The sequence below is a fragment of the Paenibacillus glycinis genome (assembly GCF_009909185.1).
Taxonomy (GTDB): domain Bacteria; phylum Bacillota; class Bacilli; order Paenibacillales; family Paenibacillaceae; genus Paenibacillus_Z; species Paenibacillus_Z glycinis.
Genome location: NZ_JAAAMV010000003.1, coordinates 483,547 through 505,037, shown reverse-complemented (window position 1 = coordinate 505,037; position 21,491 = coordinate 483,547). Strand labels below are relative to the sequence as shown.

At 60.4% G+C, this 21,491-nt stretch carries 24 protein-coding genes; 19 read left to right on the top strand and 5 right to left on the bottom strand.

Translation table 11 applies throughout. The annotated features are described in order from the left end of the window. Positions 1-37 precede the first annotated feature (37 nt). Positions 38-424: a RidA family protein gene (locus GT019_RS08840; RefSeq protein ID WP_161742737.1), complete on the bottom strand. Its 387-nt coding sequence runs from the start codon at positions 422-424 to the stop codon at positions 38-40. A 165-nt stretch (positions 425-589) separates the two neighbouring features. Here GT019_RS08840 and GT019_RS08835 point away from each other — a divergent pair, with 165 nt between their 5' ends. Then, on the top strand, positions 590-829 hold the full coding sequence (locus tag GT019_RS08835; protein WP_161742736.1) for a helix-turn-helix domain-containing protein: 240 nt from the start codon (positions 590-592) through the stop codon (positions 827-829). 31 nt (positions 830-860) lie between these two features. Continuing rightward, positions 861-1,376: a peptide deformylase gene (def, locus tag GT019_RS08830; RefSeq protein ID WP_161742735.1), complete on the top strand. Its 516-nt coding sequence runs from the start codon at positions 861-863 to the stop codon at positions 1,374-1,376. Between the two features lie 300 nt (positions 1,377-1,676). Here the strand turns inward: def and GT019_RS08825 are convergent, their stop codons facing one another. After that, on the bottom strand, positions 1,677-3,494 hold the full coding sequence (locus tag GT019_RS08825; RefSeq protein ID WP_161742734.1) for an APC family permease: 1,818 nt from the start codon (positions 3,492-3,494) through the stop codon (positions 1,677-1,679). A 229-nt stretch (positions 3,495-3,723) separates the two neighbouring features. On the opposite strand from GT019_RS08825, the gene hisJ reads away from it, so the two are divergent. From hisJ to GT019_RS08800, 5 genes are all read left to right on the top strand, one after another. Beyond that, entirely contained in the window at positions 3,724-4,551 is an 828-nt protein-coding gene (gene hisJ, locus GT019_RS08820; RefSeq protein WP_161742733.1) for a histidinol-phosphatase HisJ, read from the top strand. A gap of 207 nt (positions 4,552-4,758) precedes the next feature. After that, positions 4,759-5,505, top strand: coding sequence for an MgtC/SapB family protein (locus GT019_RS08815; protein WP_201755289.1), 747 nt, complete (start codon positions 4,759-4,761; stop codon positions 5,503-5,505). Between the two features lie 31 nt (positions 5,506-5,536). Further along, positions 5,537-6,481, top strand: a complete 945-nt coding sequence (locus GT019_RS08810) for a metallophosphoesterase family protein (protein ID WP_328803931.1) — start codon at positions 5,537-5,539, stop codon at positions 6,479-6,481. Between the two features lie 149 nt (positions 6,482-6,630). Next, a complete protein-coding gene (locus GT019_RS08805) occupies positions 6,631-7,188 on the top strand; it encodes a DUF1273 domain-containing protein (protein ID WP_161742732.1) in 558 nt (185 codons plus the stop codon). Between the two features lie 16 nt (positions 7,189-7,204). Then, on the top strand, positions 7,205-7,561 hold the full coding sequence (locus GT019_RS08800; RefSeq protein ID WP_161742731.1) for a DUF1904 family protein: 357 nt from the start codon (positions 7,205-7,207) through the stop codon (positions 7,559-7,561). Here GT019_RS08800 and GT019_RS08795 read toward each other — a convergent pair. Next, on the bottom strand, positions 7,533-8,306 hold the full coding sequence (locus GT019_RS08795) for an AraC family transcriptional regulator (protein ID WP_161742730.1): 774 nt from the start codon (positions 8,304-8,306) through the stop codon (positions 7,533-7,535). The two genes, GT019_RS08800 and GT019_RS08795, sit on opposite strands and share 29 nt — an antisense overlap. A 203-nt stretch (positions 8,307-8,509) precedes the next feature. On the opposite strand from GT019_RS08795, the gene GT019_RS08790 reads away from it, so the two are divergent. From GT019_RS08790 to GT019_RS08760, 7 genes are all read left to right on the top strand, one after another. Beyond that, the gene (locus GT019_RS08790) at positions 8,510-9,427 is read left to right on the top strand and encodes a nucleoside hydrolase (RefSeq protein ID WP_161742729.1); all 918 of its coding nucleotides are present in this window, start codon (positions 8,510-8,512) and stop codon (positions 9,425-9,427) included. A gap of 219 nt (positions 9,428-9,646) precedes the next feature. Continuing rightward, positions 9,647-10,591, top strand: coding sequence for a hypothetical protein (locus GT019_RS08785; protein ID WP_161742728.1), 945 nt, complete (start codon positions 9,647-9,649; stop codon positions 10,589-10,591). 321 nt (positions 10,592-10,912) lie between these two features. Next, a complete protein-coding gene (locus GT019_RS08780) occupies positions 10,913-11,569 on the top strand; it encodes a Crp/Fnr family transcriptional regulator (RefSeq protein WP_161742727.1) in 657 nt (218 codons plus the stop codon). A gap of 30 nt (positions 11,570-11,599) precedes the next feature. Then, positions 11,600-12,439, top strand: a complete 840-nt coding sequence (locus GT019_RS08775; RefSeq protein ID WP_161742726.1) for an ABC transporter ATP-binding protein — start codon at positions 11,600-11,602, stop codon at positions 12,437-12,439. Next, positions 12,372-13,136: an ABC transporter permease gene (locus GT019_RS08770; RefSeq protein ID WP_201755288.1), complete on the top strand. Its 765-nt coding sequence runs from the start codon at positions 12,372-12,374 to the stop codon at positions 13,134-13,136. The genes GT019_RS08775 and GT019_RS08770 overlap by 68 nt, the downstream gene beginning before the upstream one ends. Before the next feature lie 34 nt (positions 13,137-13,170). After that, positions 13,171-14,241, top strand: a complete 1,071-nt coding sequence (locus GT019_RS08765) for an ABC transporter substrate-binding protein (protein ID WP_161742725.1) — start codon at positions 13,171-13,173, stop codon at positions 14,239-14,241. A 24-nt stretch (positions 14,242-14,265) separates the two neighbouring features. After that, complete coding sequence (locus GT019_RS08760) at positions 14,266-15,183, top strand: MBL fold metallo-hydrolase (RefSeq protein WP_161742724.1); 918 nt, start codon at positions 14,266-14,268, stop codon at positions 15,181-15,183. Between the two features lie 88 nt (positions 15,184-15,271). Here the strand turns inward: GT019_RS08760 and GT019_RS08755 are convergent, their stop codons facing one another. Further along, positions 15,272-16,159, bottom strand: coding sequence for a M15 family metallopeptidase (locus GT019_RS08755; protein ID WP_201755287.1), 888 nt, complete (start codon positions 16,157-16,159; stop codon positions 15,272-15,274). Positions 16,160-16,434: 275 nt separating this feature from the next. On the opposite strand from GT019_RS08755, the gene GT019_RS08750 reads away from it, so the two are divergent. The 4 genes from GT019_RS08750 (at position 16,435) to GT019_RS08735 (ending at position 19,167) form a co-directional block, all read left to right on the top strand. After that, the gene (locus GT019_RS08750; protein WP_328803930.1) at positions 16,435-18,063 is read left to right on the top strand and encodes a glycoside hydrolase family 26 protein; all 1,629 of its coding nucleotides are present in this window, start codon (positions 16,435-16,437) and stop codon (positions 18,061-18,063) included. A 149-nt stretch (positions 18,064-18,212) separates the two neighbouring features. After that, a complete protein-coding gene (locus tag GT019_RS08745; protein WP_161742723.1) occupies positions 18,213-18,389 on the top strand; it encodes a hypothetical protein in 177 nt (58 codons plus the stop codon). 106 nt (positions 18,390-18,495) lie between these two features. Next, positions 18,496-18,714, top strand: coding sequence for a hypothetical protein (locus GT019_RS08740; protein ID WP_161742722.1), 219 nt, complete (start codon positions 18,496-18,498; stop codon positions 18,712-18,714). Positions 18,715-18,816: 102 nt separating this feature from the next. Next, positions 18,817-19,167, top strand: coding sequence for an MmcQ/YjbR family DNA-binding protein (locus GT019_RS08735; protein WP_161742721.1), 351 nt, complete (start codon positions 18,817-18,819; stop codon positions 19,165-19,167). A gap of 51 nt (positions 19,168-19,218) precedes the next feature. On the opposite strand, the gene GT019_RS08730 is transcribed toward GT019_RS08735, so the two are convergent. Beyond that, the gene (locus GT019_RS08730; protein ID WP_161742720.1) at positions 19,219-20,004 is read right to left on the bottom strand and encodes a lipase family protein; all 786 of its coding nucleotides are present in this window, start codon (positions 20,002-20,004) and stop codon (positions 19,219-19,221) included. A gap of 190 nt (positions 20,005-20,194) precedes the next feature. Here GT019_RS08730 and GT019_RS08725 point away from each other — a divergent pair, with 190 nt between their 5' ends. Then, positions 20,195-21,412 carry a PP2C family protein-serine/threonine phosphatase gene (locus tag GT019_RS08725; protein ID WP_235947270.1) on the top strand — a complete coding sequence of 406 codons (1,218 nt, stop codon included), beginning with the start codon at positions 20,195-20,197 and terminating at the stop codon, positions 21,410-21,412. The last annotated feature ends 79 nt before the right edge of the window (positions 21,413-21,491 follow it).

Sequence of the window (21,491 nt, the reverse complement as noted above, 5' to 3'; positions counted from 1 at the left end):
CAGCAGACCCTGCGTCTTTTTGTTCCTATGCAAAGGGCTAAGATCCGACGATCGCTTCCGCTTCGATCTCCACCATCAACCGGGGATCGATCAGCGCCTTGACCTCCACCATCGTGGCGGCCGGCTGAATCTCGCGGAAAAACTCTCCGTGCGCTCTTCCGATCTCCTCCCACCTCGCGATGTCCGTCACGAACATCCGCGTCCGCACGACATCCGAGAGCTTGGCGCCGAGCTCATTCAGGGCGTTCTCGATCGTTTGCAAAATGAATCTGGCTTGTTCGTACGGATCGCCGGGGCCGACGACCTCCCCGTCCTTGATCGCGGTCGTGCCGGCCACTTCGATGCGGTCGCCGACGCGAACGGCGCGGCAATAGCCGACGACGGGTTCCCAAGGGGAACCCGTGAATACTTGCCTTCTGCTCATCCGATTCACTCCCTGCTTCACGTAGTAGAGTTCATTATACGGAACAATCGCGGGTAAATGAAGGAGCAAGTTGCGGCGTTTCATTGCTTGTGATATGTTAGGCAATAACTAATATTATTAGGCGTTGCCTAAATGTTGTTCGTCGACAAAGGAGGACTTACGATCATGCTGAGCTGGATGCTGCGGCAAATCATGGCGGAGCGGGGAATCTGGTCCGGCGCCGCTCTCGCCCGGCTGCTGAAGGAAAAGGCGGGCTACGAGCTGTCCGCTCCGTCCATCAGCGCGCTGCTGAACGCGCCGCCGAAACAGTTGAAGGCGGAGACGATGGACGCGCTTTGCACCGCGCTGGCCTGCACGCCAAGCGAGCTGTGGGCGCATACGCCGACCTTTACGAAGGGCGCCTGAAATCATGAACCGCGAAGAGGAGGGGGACGGCATGGCGGAGAAAACGATTCTCCCGTTCGGCGATCCGGCGTTGCGCAAAATCGCCAAGCCGGTCGAGGAGATCAACGCGAGAATCATCAAGCTGCTGGACGACATGAGAGATACGCTGTACGCGGCCGAGGGCCGCGCGGGGCTTGCCGCTCCGCAGATCGGCATCCTGCGCCGGGCCGTCGTCATGGACTGCGGGGACGGGCTGATCGAGCTGATCAATCCGGTCATCCTCGAGGCAACCGGCGAGCAGACCGTGGCGGAGGCGTGCTTGTCCTACCCCGGTTACCGGGGGCTGGTGAAGCGGGCGCAGTCGGTGAAGGTCGGGACGCTGACCCGTTCCGGCGATTCGGTCCAGCTGGAGGCGGACGGCTATCTCGCCGTATGCATGCAGCACGAGATCGATCATTTGAACGGCGTGCTGTTCATCGACCATGTGCGGGAGACATACCTGGTGCACGAGGAGACCGGGCACCGGGTCAGGGTATTGGACGCGCAGCGGTTGACGCGGCGCGTCTAGCGTGCAGCGGCAGGAACGTGTTACGTCACGTTCGCGGACTCGGAGGCCGCTATACTGGCCATGTAAGACATGGTGATGATAAAAGCGGCCAGACGTTCCGCTATTGACGACGTTAGCGTCCACTCGGCCGTTTAATCAGGGACAAGCGACCTTCGTGTCCGATGAACGCCGCATTTTACCGCGAAGCTGCCGGTCAAGGGTTACCCTGTCTGCTGCAGGTCCCAGTACAACCGCACACAGCCGATAACAAAAGCGCGCCCCCCGTAGGAGGCGCGCTTGTTTACCGTACGAACGCCGGCGTTAACGCATCAGATGATACGGCACCGTCGCGACGACGACGTCTTTCTGATTGAACAGGTAGGCGCGGAGCAGCAGGCTCGATTGGTTGTGGAGGAAGTTCTGCCACCAATGCTTCGTGATGAACTGCGGGATCAGCACCGTAATATGGTCCGACTCCTGCGTCTTCCATTCCACCGTCTCGATGAAGCGGACGATCGGCCGGATGATGCTGCGGTAGCTCGAACGCAGGACGATCAGGCGGACGCCGGGATCCCACTCTTCCCATTTCTTCTCGAGCCGCTCGATCTCTTCCTCGTCGAAGCCGACATAGACGGCGACGACGTTGTCGGTCAGCGACTTGGCGTAGCTGATGGACTGAAGGACGACCTTCGTGATGCCGGCGACGGGCACGACGATGGTGCTGCCTTTGATCGCGGGCTTCTCCTTGTCGATGTTGACGCGCAGCTCGTCGGCCGTGTTCATGTAATGCCGGTTGATCTTGAAGAAGATGAAGATGACGATCGGGAGGAAGATGAAGACCATCCAGATCTGCGAGAATTTCGTGAAGATAAAGATCAGCGTAATGATCAGCGTCGTCAGCATGCCGATCGTGTTGACGATGAAGCCGAACATCCAATTGGCCGGCTTCAGGCGCAGCCAGCGGAGCATCATGCCGAGCTGCGAGAGCGTGAACGGGATGAAGACCCCGACCGCGTAGAGCGGAATGAGATTTTCCGTGTCCCCGTGGAACAGAATGACGAGCAGGGCGGAGAACACGCCGAGAAAGATGATGCCGTTCGAGAAGCCGAGCCGGTCGCCGCGAACCATGAAGGCATGCGGCATGTATTTGTCCTTCGCCAGCATGAAGGCGAGCAGCGGGAAGGCCGAATAGGCGGTGTTCGCGGCCAGGAACAGGATCAACGCGGTGATGCCCTGGATCGCGTAATACAGGAAGCCCCGTCCGAACGTGGCGTTGGCGATTTGCGAGACGACGGTTTCCGTCGCGCTCGGCACGATGCCGTTCCAATAGGCGAGCAGGCTGATGCCGATGAACATGGCCCCCAGGATGACGCCCATCATCATGAGCGTGACCGCGGCGTTGCGTTCCGCCGGCTTCTTGAAGTTCGGGATGGCGTTGGAGACGGCCTCGACCCCCGTCAGCGCGGAGCAGCCCGAGCTGAACGCTTTCAAGAGCATGAACAGGCTGATGTTGGAGACGGCCGTGCCGAGCTCGGGAATGTCGCCGCTTGCTCCGTGAAGGACGAATTTGACGACGCCGGCTATGATCAGCAGGAACACGGCCCCGACGAACAGATAGACGGGATAGGCGAGCACGGAAGCGGATTCCCCGATCCCGCGCAGGTTCATGACGGTCAGGAACACGATCATGACGAGCGCGATCAATACCCGGTGGTCGTGCAGGGACGGGAAGGCCGACGTGATGGCGTCCGTTCCGGCCGAGGAGCTTACGGCGACGGTCAGGATGTAATCGACGAGCAGCGAGCCGCCCGCGAGCAATCCGGTCGGGACCCCGAGGTTGTCCTTGGCGACGATGTAAGCGCCGCCGCCTTTGGGATACGCGTAGATCGTTTGACGGTACGATAGGATCAAAATCAATAACAGGCCCAGGACGGCGATCGAAATCGGGATGGAAAACCATACCGCGGCGAATCCGGCCGCCATCAGCACGAGCAGGATTTGCTCCGTGCCGTAGGCGACCGACGACAGCGCGTCGGAGGAGAGCACGGCAAGCGCCTTCAGCTTGGTCAGCTTCTCTCCCTCGAGCTCGGCGCTCTTCATCGGCCGCCCGATCAATAATCGTTTGAATCGGCTAATCATGGATGGAACCTCTCTTTTCTCCGCATCAGGAATACATTGTCGATGGTTAGCGTTGCGTTTAGAATTTCCGTAATGAACAGAATTCATTATAGCAGAATTACGGCGGGTTAGAAGATGCCCGGCGGAATAAAAAAGCAAGAGTTGCTTGGCTCGCCCCGGATGGTATACTTGGAACCATGCATACATTTACTGCCGCTTAACACTTGGCAGGGAGAACGGGAGGAATACTATGCCGCCGGCGCTGAAATGGGATGGGCACACGCATACGAAATTTTGTTACCATGGCAGTTCCGCGGAATCGGACGCCTACATCGAGCGCGCGATCGAGCTCGGTTTCCAGCGGTATACGATCAGCGAGCACCCGCCGCTTCCGGCCGATTGGGTGCCGGACAAGCGGCTGATGGCGGAGCTGGCGATGCCCGATGCCGAGCTGCCGCTCTACATGGACTACGTATCCACCATTAAACGGAAGTACGAAGACCGAATCGAAATCGCGGTCGGGCTCGAGCTGGACTACCTGCAAGGCGCGCTGCCGTTCACGGAAGCGATCGTGGACCGGTATATCGACAAGCTCGAGGATGTCGTCTATTCCGTGCATTTCTTGCCGGGCGCGGGCGGCATGCGCTGCATCGACTTCACGGCGGAGGACTTCGCGGCGAACCTATTGTCCTACTATGGCACGATGGAGAAGGTCGTCGACGAATACTATAACCATGTGGAGGCCGCGATCGAGTGGGCTTCGGGGCTTCCGATGCGCAAGCGGATCGGCCATATCAACCTGATCGAGAAATTCGCGGCCAAATTGCCGCCGATCGACGAGACGCAGATCAAGGAGCGGTTGACCGCGCTCCTGCCGAAACTGGCGAAAGGCGGCGTCGGCATCGACGCGAACGCCGCCGGGCTCCGCGTGCCGACCTGCGGCAAGCCTTACGTGCCGGAATGGTTCATGCGCGCCTGCGAAGCTGAGGGGATTGCGCTCGTATACGGCTCCGACTCGCATCGCCCGGAGCATGTCGGCGCCGGCTACGACTGGTTCGAAGCTCGGCTGAAGCGGTAAATAACAGCTGAAGACAGCAAGCGGACGACAGCGGGGGCGGACGGTCACCCGTTCCCGCTGTCCGCGCATGCCGACCCGGCATCTCGGCCGGGTTTTATTTTTTTGCGCGCGACGCATGGCAAGCGCCCGGCGCGTATAGATAAAGACAAAGGGCATAGGCGGAGCGGTCCGGCTCCGGTACCGATCATAGCGAAGGAATGAATGCATATGGCGACGTCCGTGACGCAAGTGTACGACCCCGGCATTTGGCATATCAGCTATTGGGAATTGACGGTCCGCCTGGTGCTTGCGCTGGCGCTCGGCGGGCTGATCGGCCTTGAGCGCGAGCTTGGCGGGCATTCGGCGGGATTCCGGACGCACATCCTGGTCTGCCTCGGATCCGCCGCGATCGTGCTGCTGTCCATCTACGGGTTTGCGGAGTTTTCGACCGACCCCAACGTGCGGCTCGATCCGGCGCGGCTTGCGGCCCAGGTCATCAGCGGCATCGGCTTCCTCGGCGCGGGCACGATCCTGCGCACGGGCATTACCGTCTCCGGCTTGACGACCGCGGCATCCTTGTGGGTCGTGGCCGCCATCGGCTTGACGGTCGGCGCGGGCTTCTACTACGGCTCCGCGGTGCTGACCGTGCTCGTGGTCGTCAGCCTGTTCGTGCTGAACAAGCTGGAAAAGAAGTTTTCGCGGACGAAGCGCAGGAGAGACGTGGTCCTGCGCGTCGACAAGGATTCCGCGAGCCTCAGCAAGGTCGTGGCGGAGCTGCACCGGAGCGGCATCGGCATCAACAAAATCATCGTCGAAAACGAAGAAGCGGAGACCGTGCCGGAACGCGCCGAGATGCTGATCGTACGGCTGCAGCTGAAGCTGGGACCATCCAAGCGATTCGAGGAGGTCATCGTCTCGCTGGCGGCGATCGACGGCGTCTTCGGGCTCGAGGCTGGCGTGGAATCATCATATTAACGCGGCGCGAAGGCCGGCGGGGAGAGGATACATGATGAAGCAAACATTGAACTATCGCGAGGACGGCACGTTCACGATCGTGCAGTTCACGGATCTGCATTGGCAAAACGGGGAACCGGGCGACATCTTGACCCGCATGCTCATGGAGCGGGTGCTGGACGCGGAATCGCCGGATCTCGTCGTGTTCACCGGGGACGTGATCTACAGCAAGGACTGCGTCGATCCGCGGCAATCGTTCCGGGATGCCGTGAAGACCGTCGACGGCCGGGGCATCCCGTGGGCGGCGGTGTTCGGCAATCACGACACGGAGCATCTCGTCTCGCGCGGCGAGCTGATGAACGTCCAGCTGGAGCATGCGTTCTGCGTCGGCGAAGCGGGGCTGCCGGAGCTGAGCGGCGCGGGCAACGCCGTGTTGTTCGTGCACGACCCGGAGAGCGGCAAGCCGGTCAACGCGCTTTACCTGTTCGACAGCGGCAGCTACTCCGAGCTTCCGCATCTGATCGGGTACCAATGGATCCAGCGCGACCAGATCAATTGGTACGCGGCGCAGTCGGCCGCGATCGCCGCCGCGAACGGCGGGGAACCGCTGCCGTCGCTGGCCTTCTTCCACATCCCGCTGCCGGAATACAAGCAGGTCTGGAAGAAGGAGCTGTGCTTCGGCAGCAAGCACGAGGGCGTCGCCTGTCCGCCGGTCAATTCCGGGTTGTTCGCCGCCATGGTGGAGATGGGGGACGTCGTCGGGACGTTCTGCGGCCACGACCACGTCAACGATTATTGGGGCGCTCTCCACGATATTCGGCTCTGCTACGGCCGGGCCACCGGCTATCAGACGTATGGCCGGGAAGGCTTCCAGCGGGGCGCGCGCGTCATCAAGCTGCAGCGGGACGCGCGGGATTTCGCGACGTACGTCAGGTTGGACGACGGCCATGTCATCCGGGAGCCGAAGGAGCATTATCCGAAGGGGATGGAAGCGTAGCCGCACGGCCGCGAAGGTTAACATAACGGATCGCGCAGTTTCCATTCCGTCATCGAGCGTCGGACGCAAGCCTTGCCGCAGGCCGGGTTGTCCGGCGCTCTTTATTTGTGCTACGCTTAGCTAGAAGCGCGAACAAGGAGCACGAGACGATGAAACAGGTTCTGGTTACCGGATACAAAGCTTCCGAGCTGGGCATCTTCTCCGACAAGCATCCCGGGGTGGGCATTATCAAGAAGGCGCTCAGGCAGCGGCTGCGGGCCTTGGTCGAAGAGGGACTTGAATGGGTGATCGTGAGCGGACAGTGGGGTGTTGAGCTGTGGGCTGCAGAAGTCGCGCTGGAGCTTAGAGCTGAATACGATTCGCTGCGCTTGGCCGTGATTACGCCTTTTCTGGAGCAGGACGAGAATTGGAGCGAGCAGAAAAAAACGACGTACGCCACGATTCTGGCCGGCGCGGATTACGTGAACAGCGTCTCCAAGCAGAAGTACGCGGGTCCCTGGCAGTTCAAGGCGCGCGACCGGTTCCTGCTGGACAACACGGAGGGCCTGCTGCTCGTCTACGACGAAGAGCAGGAGGGTTCGCCGCGGTTTCTGCTCGAGCTCGCGCGCAAGCACGCCGAGATTACGCCCGGGTACGCGATCATCGTCGTGACCGGGGAAGACCTGCAAAATGCCGCCGAGGAAGAACGGTTCTACGATTACGAATAAAAAGGAGTGTTCCGCCATGCCCCAACTTACGATACGAGGCGTCAACATCACGGAAGTCATGAAAATCAGCGGGGCGCTCGTCGACGAACTGGCGCGAATTTGCCGGTGCAGCAAAGATAATTTCACCCTCGATTGCCTCACGACGACGACGATCCTCGACGGCGCTATCGTCCCGACGTTTCCTTTCGTCGAGGTCGCCTGGTTCGACCGCGGCCGGGAAACGCAGGACAACGTGGCTAACGCGATCACGAACCATCTGCTGACCACGGGCATTCCGGAGGTCGAGGTCGCCTTCAAGGTCTACCGGGAGACGCATTATTACGCCAACGGACAGCCGTTCATGGTCAAGGCCGGACCTCCGGTGTTCGATTGATCCGCGATTGCCGGTACCCGCTCGGCGATGCGCCCCGCTCGCGCTTGAACAAGGTGCTGAACTGGGCGCCGCTCGAGAAGCCGCACTCCTCCGCGATCGCCGCGACGGTCAGGGTGCTGTGCAGCAGCAGATGGGTTGCCCGCTGAATGCGTTTGTTCAGCAGGTAAGCGATCGGCGAGCGGCCGAATTTCGTTTTGAACAAATGCCTGAAATGATGATAGCTGTACCCCGCCATCTCCGCTAACTCCTCCACCGAAATCTTCTGATTGTAATTCTCGTCCATGAATGCCCGCGCGTAGACCAAATGGTCGGCCGTATCCTTGTACGCGCTTACTTGAACGCTTCGGCGGTGCTCGATGACAATCATGCCGAGCAGGTAATTCAATTTCTCGGGATAATACGGCCGCTGTTCCTGCATTTCCTTGAGCATCGCATGAAGCAGCTTCTCCATGGGCCTGTCCGCTTCGTCCTCGTGGACGCCTTCCAGGAGTTCCGTCTCGACGCCCGTCAGCCGGAAACCGACGCAGATGACGTTGGTCTCCGCCAGCCGCCGCTCGTCGTGCAAGGTTCCCGCGGCCATGATGGCGTAAGTGCCGGGCTTATAGGCGCCGGCGACCTCCCGGATGCACGTCGTTCCGCTGCCCGTGCCGTAATAGACAAGCTCGCAGCACGTGTGGGCATGCATCGGCATGTAGGAGCCCGCCGGGCGCACCGACTGAAACATAAAATCCATTTCCGCGCGCATCTGACCCCGCCTCTCTTCCTTCATCCAGCCACATCGTAAAAACAATCAGCCACATCGTAGAACTAACCATTCGCGCGATCGTTGTAAAATGAGCATGACATCGAGGTTCGACCGCCTAGGAATAACCAAATCATAAAAGATTGCGCGCTGTCCGGCAAGCGCGGGCTTTGCTTATTTCTCGATCCGAAGAGAGGATGGAATTCATGGTCAACTACCCCGTCATACCCGAACAAAAGCTGCTGCAGCGCCTCGCGCATCCGCGGCGCAAGGTCCGCATGGTGCTGGACACCGACACGTTCAACGAAATCGACGACCAGTTCGCCGTCATCTACGCGCTGAAATCGCCGGAGAGCGTCGCGGTGGAGGCGTTCTACGCGGCGCCGTTCTTCAACGATCTGTCGACCGGCCCGAAGGACGGCATGGAGAAGAGCTATAACGAGCTGCTCCGCATCGCTTCCATCATGCCGGAAATGGCCGGCATTCCGATATTCCGCGGGTCCGAGGGCTACTTGCCGGAAGAGGAAACGCCGGTCGAAAGCGCCGCCGCGCGCGATCTCGTGGAGCGGGCGATGGCGTCGTCCGAGGAGGACCCGCTCTACGTGCTCGCGATCGGAGCGATCACGAACGTCGCGTCCGCGATCCTGCTGGAGCCGCGGATCATCGAGCGGATCGTCGTCGTATGGCTGGGCGGGCATGCCTTGCACTGGCCGGATACGAGAGAGTTCAACCTGTACCAGGACGTCCCCGCCGCCCGCATCGTGCTGAACAGCGGCGTGCCGCTTGTCCTGATTCCGTGCATGGGCGTCACGTCGCATCTGCGCACGACGCTTTCCGAGATCGAAGCGTACGTGAAGGAGAAAGGCCCCGTCGGCCAATATTTGTACGAGACGTTCCGGGATTGCAGCCCGGACCATTTCGGTTATTCCCGCGTGATCTGGGACGTGACGACGGTCGCTTATCTCGTCAACGACGATTATTTGCCGAGCTCGCTCGTCCATAGCCCGGTGCTGTCGGACGACGGCCGCTGGAGCGTCGACAAGTCGCGCCATTTCATCCGGTACGTGGATTACGTCGAGCGGGACGGCGTGTTCAAGGACTTGTTCCGCAAGCTGGAAGGCTAAGGGAAACGTCGGATTCGCTACCCGGTAGACTGGAAGGCTGACAGGAAACAGCGAATTCGCGGTCAGGGAAACGGAGGCGAGGGGACCGCCGTTCGCGGTCCGGCAAGTGCGGAACCGCTCTTCCGGGACTACCGGGGAACGGTTTTTTTTGCGGCCGCCGCATCCCGGCGCGACTGCCCGCGTATATACCTGTGGTGACGAGGAAGGGAGCAATCGACGATGACGGATTCGGGATTCGACCGCTTGGCGGAAGCAAGGGAACGCATGCATCGGCTGGACAAAGCGCAGCGGCGGCAGGAGCAGCTGCGCGGCCGGCTCCGCGAGAACGAGAAGCGCGTCTTCGAGCTGGAGCTGCAGTTGGAAGCGGAGCAGGCGGACGTGGACAATCTGACCCGCATGTCGCTGGCGAATTTGTTCCGCACGCTGCTTCGCAGCAAGGAGGAGCAGCTGGAGCTGGAACGCCAGCAGGCGCTGGCCGCGGCGCTGAAGCTGCAGGAAGCGAAGCAGGAGCAGGAGCAGCTGCAGGCGGATATTTTCCGCCTGGGCGACGAGCTCGCGGACTGCCGGAATGCGGAGCTGGAATACAAGCAGCTGCTGGCCGAGAAGGAAGCGAGCCTGCGCAACTCTCCGTCCTACGGCGCCGAGCTGGCGGAGATGGAAGCGCAAATCGCCGATCAGTCGATTCTGGCGAAGGAGCTCGAGGAGGCGCTGACGGCCGGCCGACGCGTGCTGACCTCGCTGGAGGACGCTTCGCACAGCCTGGAGAAGGCCGAGGGTTGGGGCAATTGGGACCTGTGGGGCGGCGGCGGGATCGTCAGCACGCACATGAAGCATGAACACGTGGACGCGGCGAAGGTGTCCATGAACAACGCCAACCATCTGATGCGGAATTTCCGCGACGAGCTGGCCGATCTGGAACGGACCGTCGACGTCGGAATCGACATCAGCGGCATGCTCAAGTTCGGGGATTATTGGTTCGACGGGTTGATCACCGATTGGATCGTGCAGAAGCGGATCCAGGAAGCGCAAAATCAGACGCTTCGGGCCGTGAGCGAGGTACGCGGGGTCGTGAGCAAGCTGCAGTCGGAATTCGCGATCGCGGATTCCGTGCTCAAGGGCAGTCGGTCCAAGCGAATCGCCTGGATCGAGGAGCAGCGGCTGTAGCGGGCTTCCGGAAATGTACGCCGCATGGCAGTGGCGCGCGATGGCACGAATAGGATCGGAATGAATCGAATTGATTGGCCATGACTGGAAATTGAAATGAGAAAACAATCACGACCGGGCTTGCCGAGCTTCTTGCGGCAGGCTTTTTTCGCATGCCTGGACTTCCTGGGTGCCGCAATCCCATAAAATTTCAATCGTTTTGTCGGATACCCGACATTTTTTACGCATCGAAATGTGTTATTATCCTTATATCGCATAAGAATAGTCGGAATAATGCTTGCCTGAACGATAAAAACAAACCGGAGCGAGGTGAACGCGGCCATGGACGAACGGAAGGATTTTGAAGAGACGGACCACGTCAAAGACATCATCCTGGGCGTGTTCCGCGCGTACGGGACTGAGCGGACCTGCCGCAAGCATGAATTTATTTTTCAGGAAAACGATCCGCCTTCGGCTGCGCATTACGTGGAATCGGGACTTATCAAAATCTCGCAATCTTCCCAGGAAGGCCAAGGCATTACCTTGTTCCTGCGTTATCCCGGCGAGATGTTCGGCAACGCGGAGCTGCTTACCGGACTTCTCCGCAGGCGCTATGCCCAGTGCTTGACGGAGAGCCGGGTCATGACGCTGGAAGCGCGCCTCTATCTCGAGCTCGTCCGCGAGAACGCGTCGTTCTCCTACGCGCTCGCCGTCATCACCGCGCGCAGGCTGCTGCAGACGCAGAACATGGTCGAGACGCTCATCAGCCGGCCGGTCGCTTGGCGGCTCGCCTGGTTCCTGATGCAGATGGGCCGGGAGCAGGATGGCCAGATCGAGGTTCAGCTTCAATTGAGCCACGAGGAGATCTCGTACGTGATCGGCTGCAGCAGGCAGACGGTGACCGAGATTCTGAACAAATGGCGGGAGAAAGCGCTCATTACGTACGCGAAGAAGCAAATCATCATTCATCATCCAAGCGGCTTCTTCTCGGCGCTATGACCGTGCGCGGCTTGGAGAGGAGGGACCGGCATGATCGAGATCGACAAGGTCAGTAAATCGTTCGAACAGAAGAAAGGCACGTCCTATCAGGCGCTGGACGAGGTGTCGTTCACGATCAAGCAGGGGGAGTTCGTCTCCCTGCTCGGTCCTTCCGGCTGCGGCAAATCCACGCTGCTCAACCTGATTGCCGGCTTCGAAAAGGCTTACGATGGAACGATCCGCGTGAACGGCGAACCCGTCAAGGGACCGGGCGCGGGCAAGGTCGTCGTGTTCCAGGAGCACGGCCTGTTCCCGTGGCTGAACGTGCTGGACAACGTCGCGTTCGGCTTGAAGCAGCAGGGCGTGCCGAAGAAAGAGCGGCATGCGCGGGCGTTGGAAGGCATCAAGTCGGTGCACTTGAGCAAATTCATCGACCGCTACCCGCACGAGCTGTCGGGCGGGATGAAGCAGCGGGTGGCCATCGCGAGGGCGCTCGTCATGGAGCCGGACATTCTGCTGATGGACGAACCGTTCGCGGCGCTCGACGAACAGACCCGGTATATCTTGCAGAAGGACCTGGAGGACATCTGGCTGCGGACGCGCAAGACGGTGCTGTTCATCACGCATAACATCCGGGAAGCGGTGCTGCTGTCCGACCGCGTGCTCGTGATGTCGACGCAGCCGGGCCGGATCAAGAAGGAATTCGCCATCCAGGCGGCGCGGCCCCATCAGGCCGGCGATCCGCTCATTCATCACTACGAGAACAAAATCATGGAGACGCTCTCGGAGGAGCTGGAGAAGGTCGTCAGAGAGGAGATGGGCCATGACTATCGCATTGCGAAGAACGCTGTTCCTGATCTTCCTGATCGTAATCTGGGAATTGGGATATAGGATTTTCGATTGGGGTTGGAAGTTCCCTTCCCCGCTGCAGACCTTGGAGGCGTTCTACGACGGGTTCGCGAACGGGCATCTGTTCGGCTCGATCGTCGCCAGCATGCGCAGGCTGCTCATCTCCTTCGTCATCTCCATCGTGCTCGGGACGGGACTCGGCTTCCTGTTCGCGCGGTTCCGGTTCTTCGACGAGACCTTCGGCTTCCTCGTGGTGGCGCTGCAGACGGTGCCGAGCATCGCTTGGCTGCCCTTCGCCATCATCTGGTTCGGGCTGAACGACACCTCGGTCGTCTTCATCACGACGATCGGCGCAACGTGGACGATGTCGATGGCATCGCGAACGGGCATCGTGCAGATCTCGAAGATTCACCTCCGGGCAGCGCAGATGATGGGCACGGGCAACGGCTTGAAAATGTTCTATCAGGTCATGCTGCCCGCCGCCTTCCCGCATCTGATCACGGGCGTTCGCGTGGCATGGGCGTTCGCGTGGCGCGCCCTTACGGCCGGGGAGCTGATCGGCCGGGGTCTCGGCCTCGGCCAGACGCTGCAGGACAGCCGCGACATCGGCGACACGGCGACGATTCTATGCGTGGTCATCATCATCGCGGTCATCGGCACGATTTCCGATCATTTCTGTTTCAAGCGGCTGGAGGACGGCATCATGGTCCGCTTCGGCCTGCATGCGGCAAAGAAATAAAAGCTCGATTATCCATGATACGGGGGAAGAAACGATGAATCTGACAAAGAAAACAAATAGATCGAAGCTCCGAAAGAAACTGATCCTGCTGGGCGTAGCGCTCGGATTGACGGGGTTGCTGTCCGCTTGCGGCTCGAACGGCGATAAGGCCGCGTCGGCCGACGAGCAGGTGACCGTCAAGATCGGCATCCTGAAGAACGTCACGCACGCGCCGGGCTTCGTTGCCCTGAAGAACGGGTATTTCCAGGACGAATTCGGCAAGAACGCGAAGATCGAAGTCACGGCCTTCGACAACGGCTCCGACTTCTCCACCGCCATCGCCACGAACCAGATCGATCTGGGCTACGTCGGCCCGGGCCCGGCGATCAACCAATATTTGAAAAGCAAGAACTTCCGGATCATCGCGGGCTCCAACAACGGGGGCGCGGTATTGATCGCGGGCAAGGAGGCCGGGATCTCCTCCGTGAAGGACCTCGTCGGCAAGACGGTCGCCATCCCGACCAAGGGCAGCACGAACGAGATCTCCCTGCGCCTGCTGCTGCAGCAGGAAGGGCTGAAGGTCACGACGGACAAATCCGGCGTGCAGATCATCACCCGCGCCCCGGCCGATACGCTCGTCGCCATGCGCCAGAAGGAAGTCGACGCGACGCTCATTCCGGAGCCGTGGGGGACGCAGATGGTCGAGGAAGGCAGCGGCGTCGTGCTGGTCGATTGGGACAAAATTCCGCCGAACGACGGCAATTATCCGCTAACGATCCTGATGGCGAGCGATAAGTTCCTGAAGGACCACCGCGACTTGGCCAAAGGCGCGATCAAGGCGAATGAAGAAGGCATCGATTTCATCAAGCAGCATCCGGACGACTCCTACGCGATCATCAGCGACGAATTGAAGGAGCTGAGCGGCAAAGGCATGGACGCGAAGCTGATCAAAGCGGCGCTGGACCATTTGAACCTGACCGAGGACGTGGATCTGGACGTGATCAAGACGATGGCCAAGGTCTCGTTCGACGCGGGCTACATCAAGGGCATCGACGACGAGAGTCAGGTGGACTTAAGCCAATTCTACGATCCTTCTGTGCTCGACGAAGCGAAGAAAGACAAATAACGCATCATTTCGGAGGTAGCAGACATGCTGATTCAAACGCAAGCCAACCTCGTCCCGGATTACCACGAGCAGCTGAAGGTGATCCTGCTCGGCACCGGGACGCCGCGGGCATTCGGAGGCCGGGCCAAATCCTCGGTCGCGATATTGGCCGGCAGCAAGGTGTTCCTGATCGACTGCGGCGGCGCCGTCGTGGATCAATTGATCAAAGCCGGCATCATGCCGCAGCGCGTATCGGATGTCTTGTTCACGCATCATCACAGCGACCACAACTCGGGATTCTTCGACGTCTTCATCTCCAGCTGGCGGACGCATGTCGTGCCGGGCCGCGTGTTCGAAGGCCGGTCGGTCCCGATGAACGTGTACGGTCCGACGACGACGCGCGAGATTATCGGGAAGATGCGGGAATCGTTCGATTTCGACGCCAACCTGCGGGTCAATTACAACCTGTCGGCGGAGGACGCCTCGCGAATCGAGTACCACGAGTCCAACGAGGGCGTCGTGTATGACAAGGACGGCATCCGAATCACGGCGTTCGAGGTCGATCACCGGCCGGTGTATCCCGCGCTTGCGTACAAAGTCGAATACAACGGCAAGTCGGCGGTCGTCTCCGGGGATACCATTCCGGTGGCGAACATGATCAAGCATAGCCAGGGCGCCGATCTGCTGATCCACGAATCGTACAACAAAGCGTGGCTGGACGCGCTGATCGCGGAATTCCCGGAACAGGCGCAATCGCTGAACAATCCGGCCAAGTATCACTCGACGACGCTTCAGGTCGCGGAGCTGGCCAAGCAGGCCGGCGTGCCCCATCTCGTGCTGACGCACCATATTCCGGCGCCTTTTCCGACGGAGGAAGCGGAGGCGGAATACACGGAGGGGATGCGCGATATTTTCCCGGGCAAAATCACGATGGGCCGGGACTTGATGGTCTTCGAGCCGTAAACGCCCGCACGAACGGCAAAGGCCGGCGGTTTGTCATGTTGATGACAAACCGCCGGCCTTTTATGGCGTTCGGCGCTTGGCGCGTCCGTTAGAAGCGGGCCAAGTACGCTTCCAGCGTCAAGCCGAGCTTCTTGATGTCCTGGGCGACGTAGACGCCGACGTAGCGTACGTGCCAAGGCTCGTACATATAGCCGGTTTCCTTCTCTTTGCCTTGCTCGAAGCGGATAATAAAGCCGTAGTCCGCGGCGTGGGCTTTCAGCCATTTGCCTTCCTTGGTCTCGCCGTAGCTTTCTTCGAGGCCGTAATGGACGCTGGCGCTGGAGACGTCCATCGCGAGTCCGGTCTGATGCTCGCTCTGGCCGGGATGGGCGCTGAACGTGTTCGCTTCCTCTTCGCCGTGCGTCTTGGCATAGGCGTTGAAGATCGATTTCTGCGAGGCGTAGGACCGGTAGCCGGAGACGGCCTTCAGCTCGATGCCGTCCTGCTTGGCGCCCGCGAACAGCTTGCCTAGCGCGTCCGCGGCCACCTTGCGCATCTCCTGCTTCGGGCTGTCGCCGGAGAAGGAGAAGGGCACCGGCGCCTTCACCAGGTCGCCCGGCACGTAGCCGGGATCGAGCTCGCGCTTCTTGTTGACGAGGACGAGGGTGCTGGTCGAGTTCGTGACGAAGGCGACGCCGTCTTTTTTGATGGTCGTGCGCGACGCCGCGTTATCGTGCAAAAAACGCTGGAGCTCCGATTGGGCGGAGGTTTGCGTCGCTGCCGGTTGGTCGTCGTCCGTCTGCGTGCCGGCGGGTTTGCCGCCGTCATTGCCTCCGCTGCTGCTTGTCCCGGAGGAAGCCGGGTTCGTGTTGCCATCGGTGTCCGCGGCCGAAGGATCGCCGAACGCGTTCTGAAGGATGGAGGTTTGCTTCGCTATGATCACGGCCCCGAGCGCGATGCAGAGCACGACGATGGATAGGATTGCGGTTTTTTTCAAAAGATTCCTTGCCTCCTAATGTACGGCCGTCCATTGCTTTCATCGCAGCCGAGATTCGGCTTGTCACAAGTACGGTTTCTCTTCTACAACTTATTACAACGAATATTATAATGAGATTTGTTGCACTTGTACAACGCGGTTCGTCGATCGGCGAAGGAGAAAATTCGAATTAATCGTCGACTCTTGTCAATAGACGTCTTCCAACCGTCCTGGCGATTGCTGTAATATGGAAATCGATAACCAATCATTTTATGAAATTCGGGGGAACTGCCTAAGTGAGGATTTATCGCGGACGAACGACATTCGGAAGAAAGCTGCTGCTTCTCTTGGCGGCAACGCTGATCGCGTTCTCGACGGCGCGCGCGCAGGACGTTCAGGCGATGGACGCGTGGGGCGCGTACAAGCAAGCGCAGAAGCTCGACGGCCAGGGGAAATACGCGGAGGCGATCGCCAAATACAAACAAATCGCGCCGGAATTCGTCAAACAGCGGCAGTACGGCAACGCCGCGGGCATGTACCGGCGGATCGGCGACGACTACGCGAAGCTGCAGCAATACGATAACGCCGTGGCCGGCTGGGAGCTGGAAGCGAAGTATTCCGGACTGGCCGGCCAAACGCAGATCAGCATCGCGGCGAAACGCAGGGCGGACATGCTGCGCAGCAAGGCAAGCCTCTTCGTCGAGACGACGGCCGGCGCGGTCGGCGGCGCCAACGCGCACGGCGCCAAGTTCGAGCCGAAGAACGGCGCGCTGCTCGGCGCATATGCCGAACTGGATCCGGCCGTCCACAACCCGAAGACCGCGAATCCCTTCTATACGGATCGGTTTCCGGCGCTGACGGGGAAGAAGCATGCGGCGTACTTGCTTTATTTTACGTACGGCCAGCCGTTCTCCAGCATCAAGAGCCATGTCGACCATGCGCGCGCGGCGGGAACCGCGATCGAGCTCGGGCTCCAGCCGCTCAAAGGGCTCGGCGAGGTCAAGGACGACGCTTATCTGCATCAGCTGGCGCGCGACATCGAAGCCTCCGGCGTCCAGGTGTTCCTTCGATTCGCCAATGAAATGAACGGCGACTGGGTGATCTGGCACACGAAAGATCCGAACGAGTACATCGCGAAATTCCGGCTCGTCGCGAAGGTGTTCCATCGGGAGGCGCCGAACAGCGTCGCGATGGTGTGGGCGCCGGACCGGCTGCCCGAGTACAACATCCAAGACTATTATCCCGGCGACGACGCGGTCGATTGGGTCGGGGTCAGCCTCTACTCCATCTTCGATCCTTCGCTCGATCCGCTGGGGCAGGGCGAGGACCGTTCCAGCCATCTCGAGAAATTCGACAACATCTACAAGCTCTATGCCGCGCGCAAGCCGGTCTTCGTCTCCGAGGGCGGCGTCTCGTACATGTATCCGGAGAAGAAGCAGGACAAGACGGACTGGGCCGTGTACAAAATGAACGAGTTTTACGCCACGCTCCCGATGCTGTATCCGAAGGTCAAAGCGGTCTTCTGGTTCGACAGCAACCACGACGCGTCCGCGCGGATCAAGAATTACATGCTCTCGGCCAACCCGAAGCTGCTTGCCGGCTACAAGCAGTCCGTGAGCAGCCCGTTCTACCTGAGCAGCTTCGGCGACGAATCGCCTATCGCTTATAAGCCGGCGAGCGCCGCTTCTCCTGTCCCCGCTTCGCCGCAGCGCGTGTCCGCCTACGTGAAAACCTGGTCGCCGACGCTCGCGAAGGTGACCTACGCCATCGGAGGCAGGACCGTCGCGACGGCGGCTTCGCCGCCTTGGACCGCGCAGATCGATTTCGCGCCGTACGGGGGCAAGAAGATCGAGGTCGACGTGCGGGCATACGACGGCAGGAACAAGCTCGTCACGACGCAGAAGGTCCCCGTAAGCGTAAAGTAAGTTCGCGCAATTTAAGGCCGCATCCGGATAGGCCGAAGCTTGGAGCCCCGTGCTCCGGCCTTCGCGCGCATCCGGATTTTTTACAAGAGGGCTGCCGCGCGTTACAATGATACGTAAAACGGGTAAAGGCAGGAAAGGGGTAGACGGCGATGAACGAGCCGAATTCTTCGCTCGAGGAGCGGCTGGCGGCCGCGCTCGCGGAGATCGAGGAGCTGAGGGGCGACAAGCTTCGCCTGCAACGGGAGCTGGTCCGGCTGCGCGGTCTGCTGCGCGGCGGAGACCGGGAGCTGCGCTCCACGAAGCTGAACGAGGCGCTGCGGGAATAGGCGCCCGACGCCGCGAGGAACCTGCGCGAATGTGCGCGCAGACACTGGAAAGCGCGGCGAAAAAGCGCTACAATACGAGTAGTACAATCAAGGCGAGGTGATCTCAATGTCAGAAAACCAATCGACGCCGGAAACGCAAGAGCAAGAGCTGGAGCAGCCGAAGAAGGTATCCCTTGCCGATGCCGTCAAGCAGAAGCTCGCGCAGAAGAAGCTTGAACAGGCGAACGGCGGCAAGCAAAAGTTCGGTCCGGGCGGCAACCAACAAACGATGAAGAGCCAGAATACGAAAAAGGTCAACAACCAGCGCAAGAAAATGGGCGTATAACGCAAACGAAGAACTGAAGGTGATTCTCGCCTTCAGTTTTTTTAACGATAAGGACAATGACCGATCTAATAGCTGCCGTAACTTCAGAGGGGGATTTCGCGAATGAAACCGATCATCGATTACTGCTTGTCCATGAAATGCGCGGAGAAGGATTATCCGTTCGGCCCGGAACCGCTGGTCATGAAGGTCGGCGGCAAAATGTTCGCGATTATCTCGGACAACGTGATCGCGTTGAAATGCGACCCCGTGATCGCCGAGAACCTGCGCGAGCAGTACGAAGCGGTGAAGCCGGGCTATCATCTGAACAAGAAGCACTGGAACTCCGTGACGGTGGACGGCACGATCCCGCTGGGCGAAGTATACGACATGATCCAGCATTCGTACGCGCTTGTGTTCCAGGGTCTGCCGAAAGCGGAGCGGAACCGGATCGACGCGCTGCTTCGGCTGCCGTAAGCCCGTTTCCGCTCGATTGGCGGGCCGCCCGCGAATCCGTCGCCGGGCGGCTCAATTGATCGGGCACCATCCGGGCGGCGCCGAGCAGACGGCCGTCGCGAAGCCGGGCGCCTCGCTCGCCAGATCGGCGAAATAGCTGCCGATGACATGGTTGAGACCTACCGATCCGTTCCGGAAGCTGCGCTTCACTTCTTCCTTGACGTGCAGGTAGTAATAGGTTTTGTCCGTCTTGGGCGAGGTGTAGACAAGCGGAGGCAGATGCGGCACGACGTCGAATTCGTTCTGCACGCGGAAGGAAACCGGCACGGCCGCGTTGTAGCGCCGGACGAAGCCGGGGTCGCCGACGCGCGGCGAGCCGTACGTGTACGTGATCAAGCTCGCCGTCTTGCGGTTGACGGCGATGTCGACGGAAGCCAGCGTCGCCAGCGCGCCGCCGAGGCTGTGGCCGGTCACGAACAGCGGCTTCTCCGCCGGCGTCTCCTTCAACAGGCGGAAAATCGTATCGCGGGCGGACATGTAAACGTCGGTGAAGCCGCGGTGCGCCAGGCAGCCTTTCCCGATCGGCTTGAAGGCGACCTGTTGGGCGATCATGTCCGTGATCCAATCCGTCGGCGAGATCGTGCCGCGGAAGGCCAGGATGACGCCGCGGTCGGATTCGAGCACGAAGCCGAACAATTCTTCTTTGCCGTCGTAGGAAGACGCGCCGACCGGGCCGACCAGACGATACGTCTCCGGCACCAGGAATAGCCCGTCGTTATCGTATTGCACGTAGGTTTGACCGCATACGGCCGCCAGGAATATCGCCGTTCGCAAATCCGCCGTGCTGCCGTTGTTCATGGCTGCTCCCCCTCTCCTTGTTCTCATTGTATGAGGCGCTGGGCCGCGGTGCCTTAGGCGTCTGTCACGTCAATGGGCCGGAACCGCGATTCAATTCCGCGGCGGCGGGGGTAATCAAGAAGAAGGGTCTTGCAAAGTACGGCGGAAGCGGCAAGGATGAAAATTCATGACTAGGAGCAGTGCAGCTGCAATGAATAAATTGACGGCACAGGACGGAACGGCCAGGCGGTGGAACATGCGCATCGCCGTCGTGGACGACAACCCGATGAACATTACCGTGGTCAGGGAAATTCTGAAGCGGGCGGGGTATTCGGATATGCGGATGGCGGCAAGCGGCATGGAGCTGTTCGCCTTGCTTGGACTGGATGCGGACGGCCAGGAGCCGGAGGGCGTCCCGGGGGACGACAGCCACGGGATCGATTTGATCCTGCTGGACATGATGATGCCCGGCGTGGACGGAATCACGGTCTGCGCCCGGATTCAGCAGTCGCCCCGGCTGCGGGACATTCCCATCATCATGGTGACGGCGATCGGGGATTCCAAGAAGCTGGCGGAGGCGCTGGACGCCGGCGCGATCGACTACGTGACGAAGCCGATCAACCGGGTCGAGTTGCTCGCGCGCATCCGCGTCGCGCTGCGGCTGAAGGAGCAGAAGGATTGGCATAAGGAGCGGGACCGCAGGGTAACGGAGGAGCTGCAGCTGGCCAGAGAGGTGCAGTATGCGGCGCTGCCGCAGCCGGTGGACGACGAAGGGATGGCGATCGATGCGATTTATCGCCCTTCGGAGGAGCTGTCCGGCGATTTGTACGCCTGGCACCGGATCGACGACAACCGCTACGGCATCGCGGTGATCGACGCCATGGGGCACGGGATCAGCTCGTCGCTCGCCAGCATGTTCATCGCCTCCGTGCTGAAGGAAGCGATGACGAAGCAGGTGGAGCCAAAGCGGGTCGTGAAGGAGCTGAACCGGCGCTCGCAGCAGCTGCAATTCGCGGACCAGCTCATCCAGTATTATTTCACGGGCTTGTACATGATCGTGGATTTGAACAAGGGCGTCCTCGAATACGTCAATGCGGGGCATCCGCCGGGGCTCGTGATCCGCGGCGACGGCAGGGTGGAGAATTTCGCGCTCGGCGGAGCGGCCATCGGCCTGTTCGGCGAGATGTCGCTGGAGAAGCATACGCTCGAGATCAGGCCGGGCGACCGGATCATGCTGTTCACGGACGGCATGTACGATCTGGTCGGCAGCGATTACGAGGAAGACCGGGAAGTCAGCTTGACGGAGCTGCTGCGTCCGTTCGGCATGCGGACGCCGGTCAAGGAACTGGAGAACGCGTTGTTCGGCGGCGAGCTTCCCGAGGAATTGACCTCCGACGACCGCTGTCTGGTCGTGGTGGATATCAAGTAGCGCAACACAAAGAAGGGAGCGCCCCGATGCATGCCGACGTTGCCGGCCTGCGGGGCGCTCCCTTTGTTATGAAATGCCG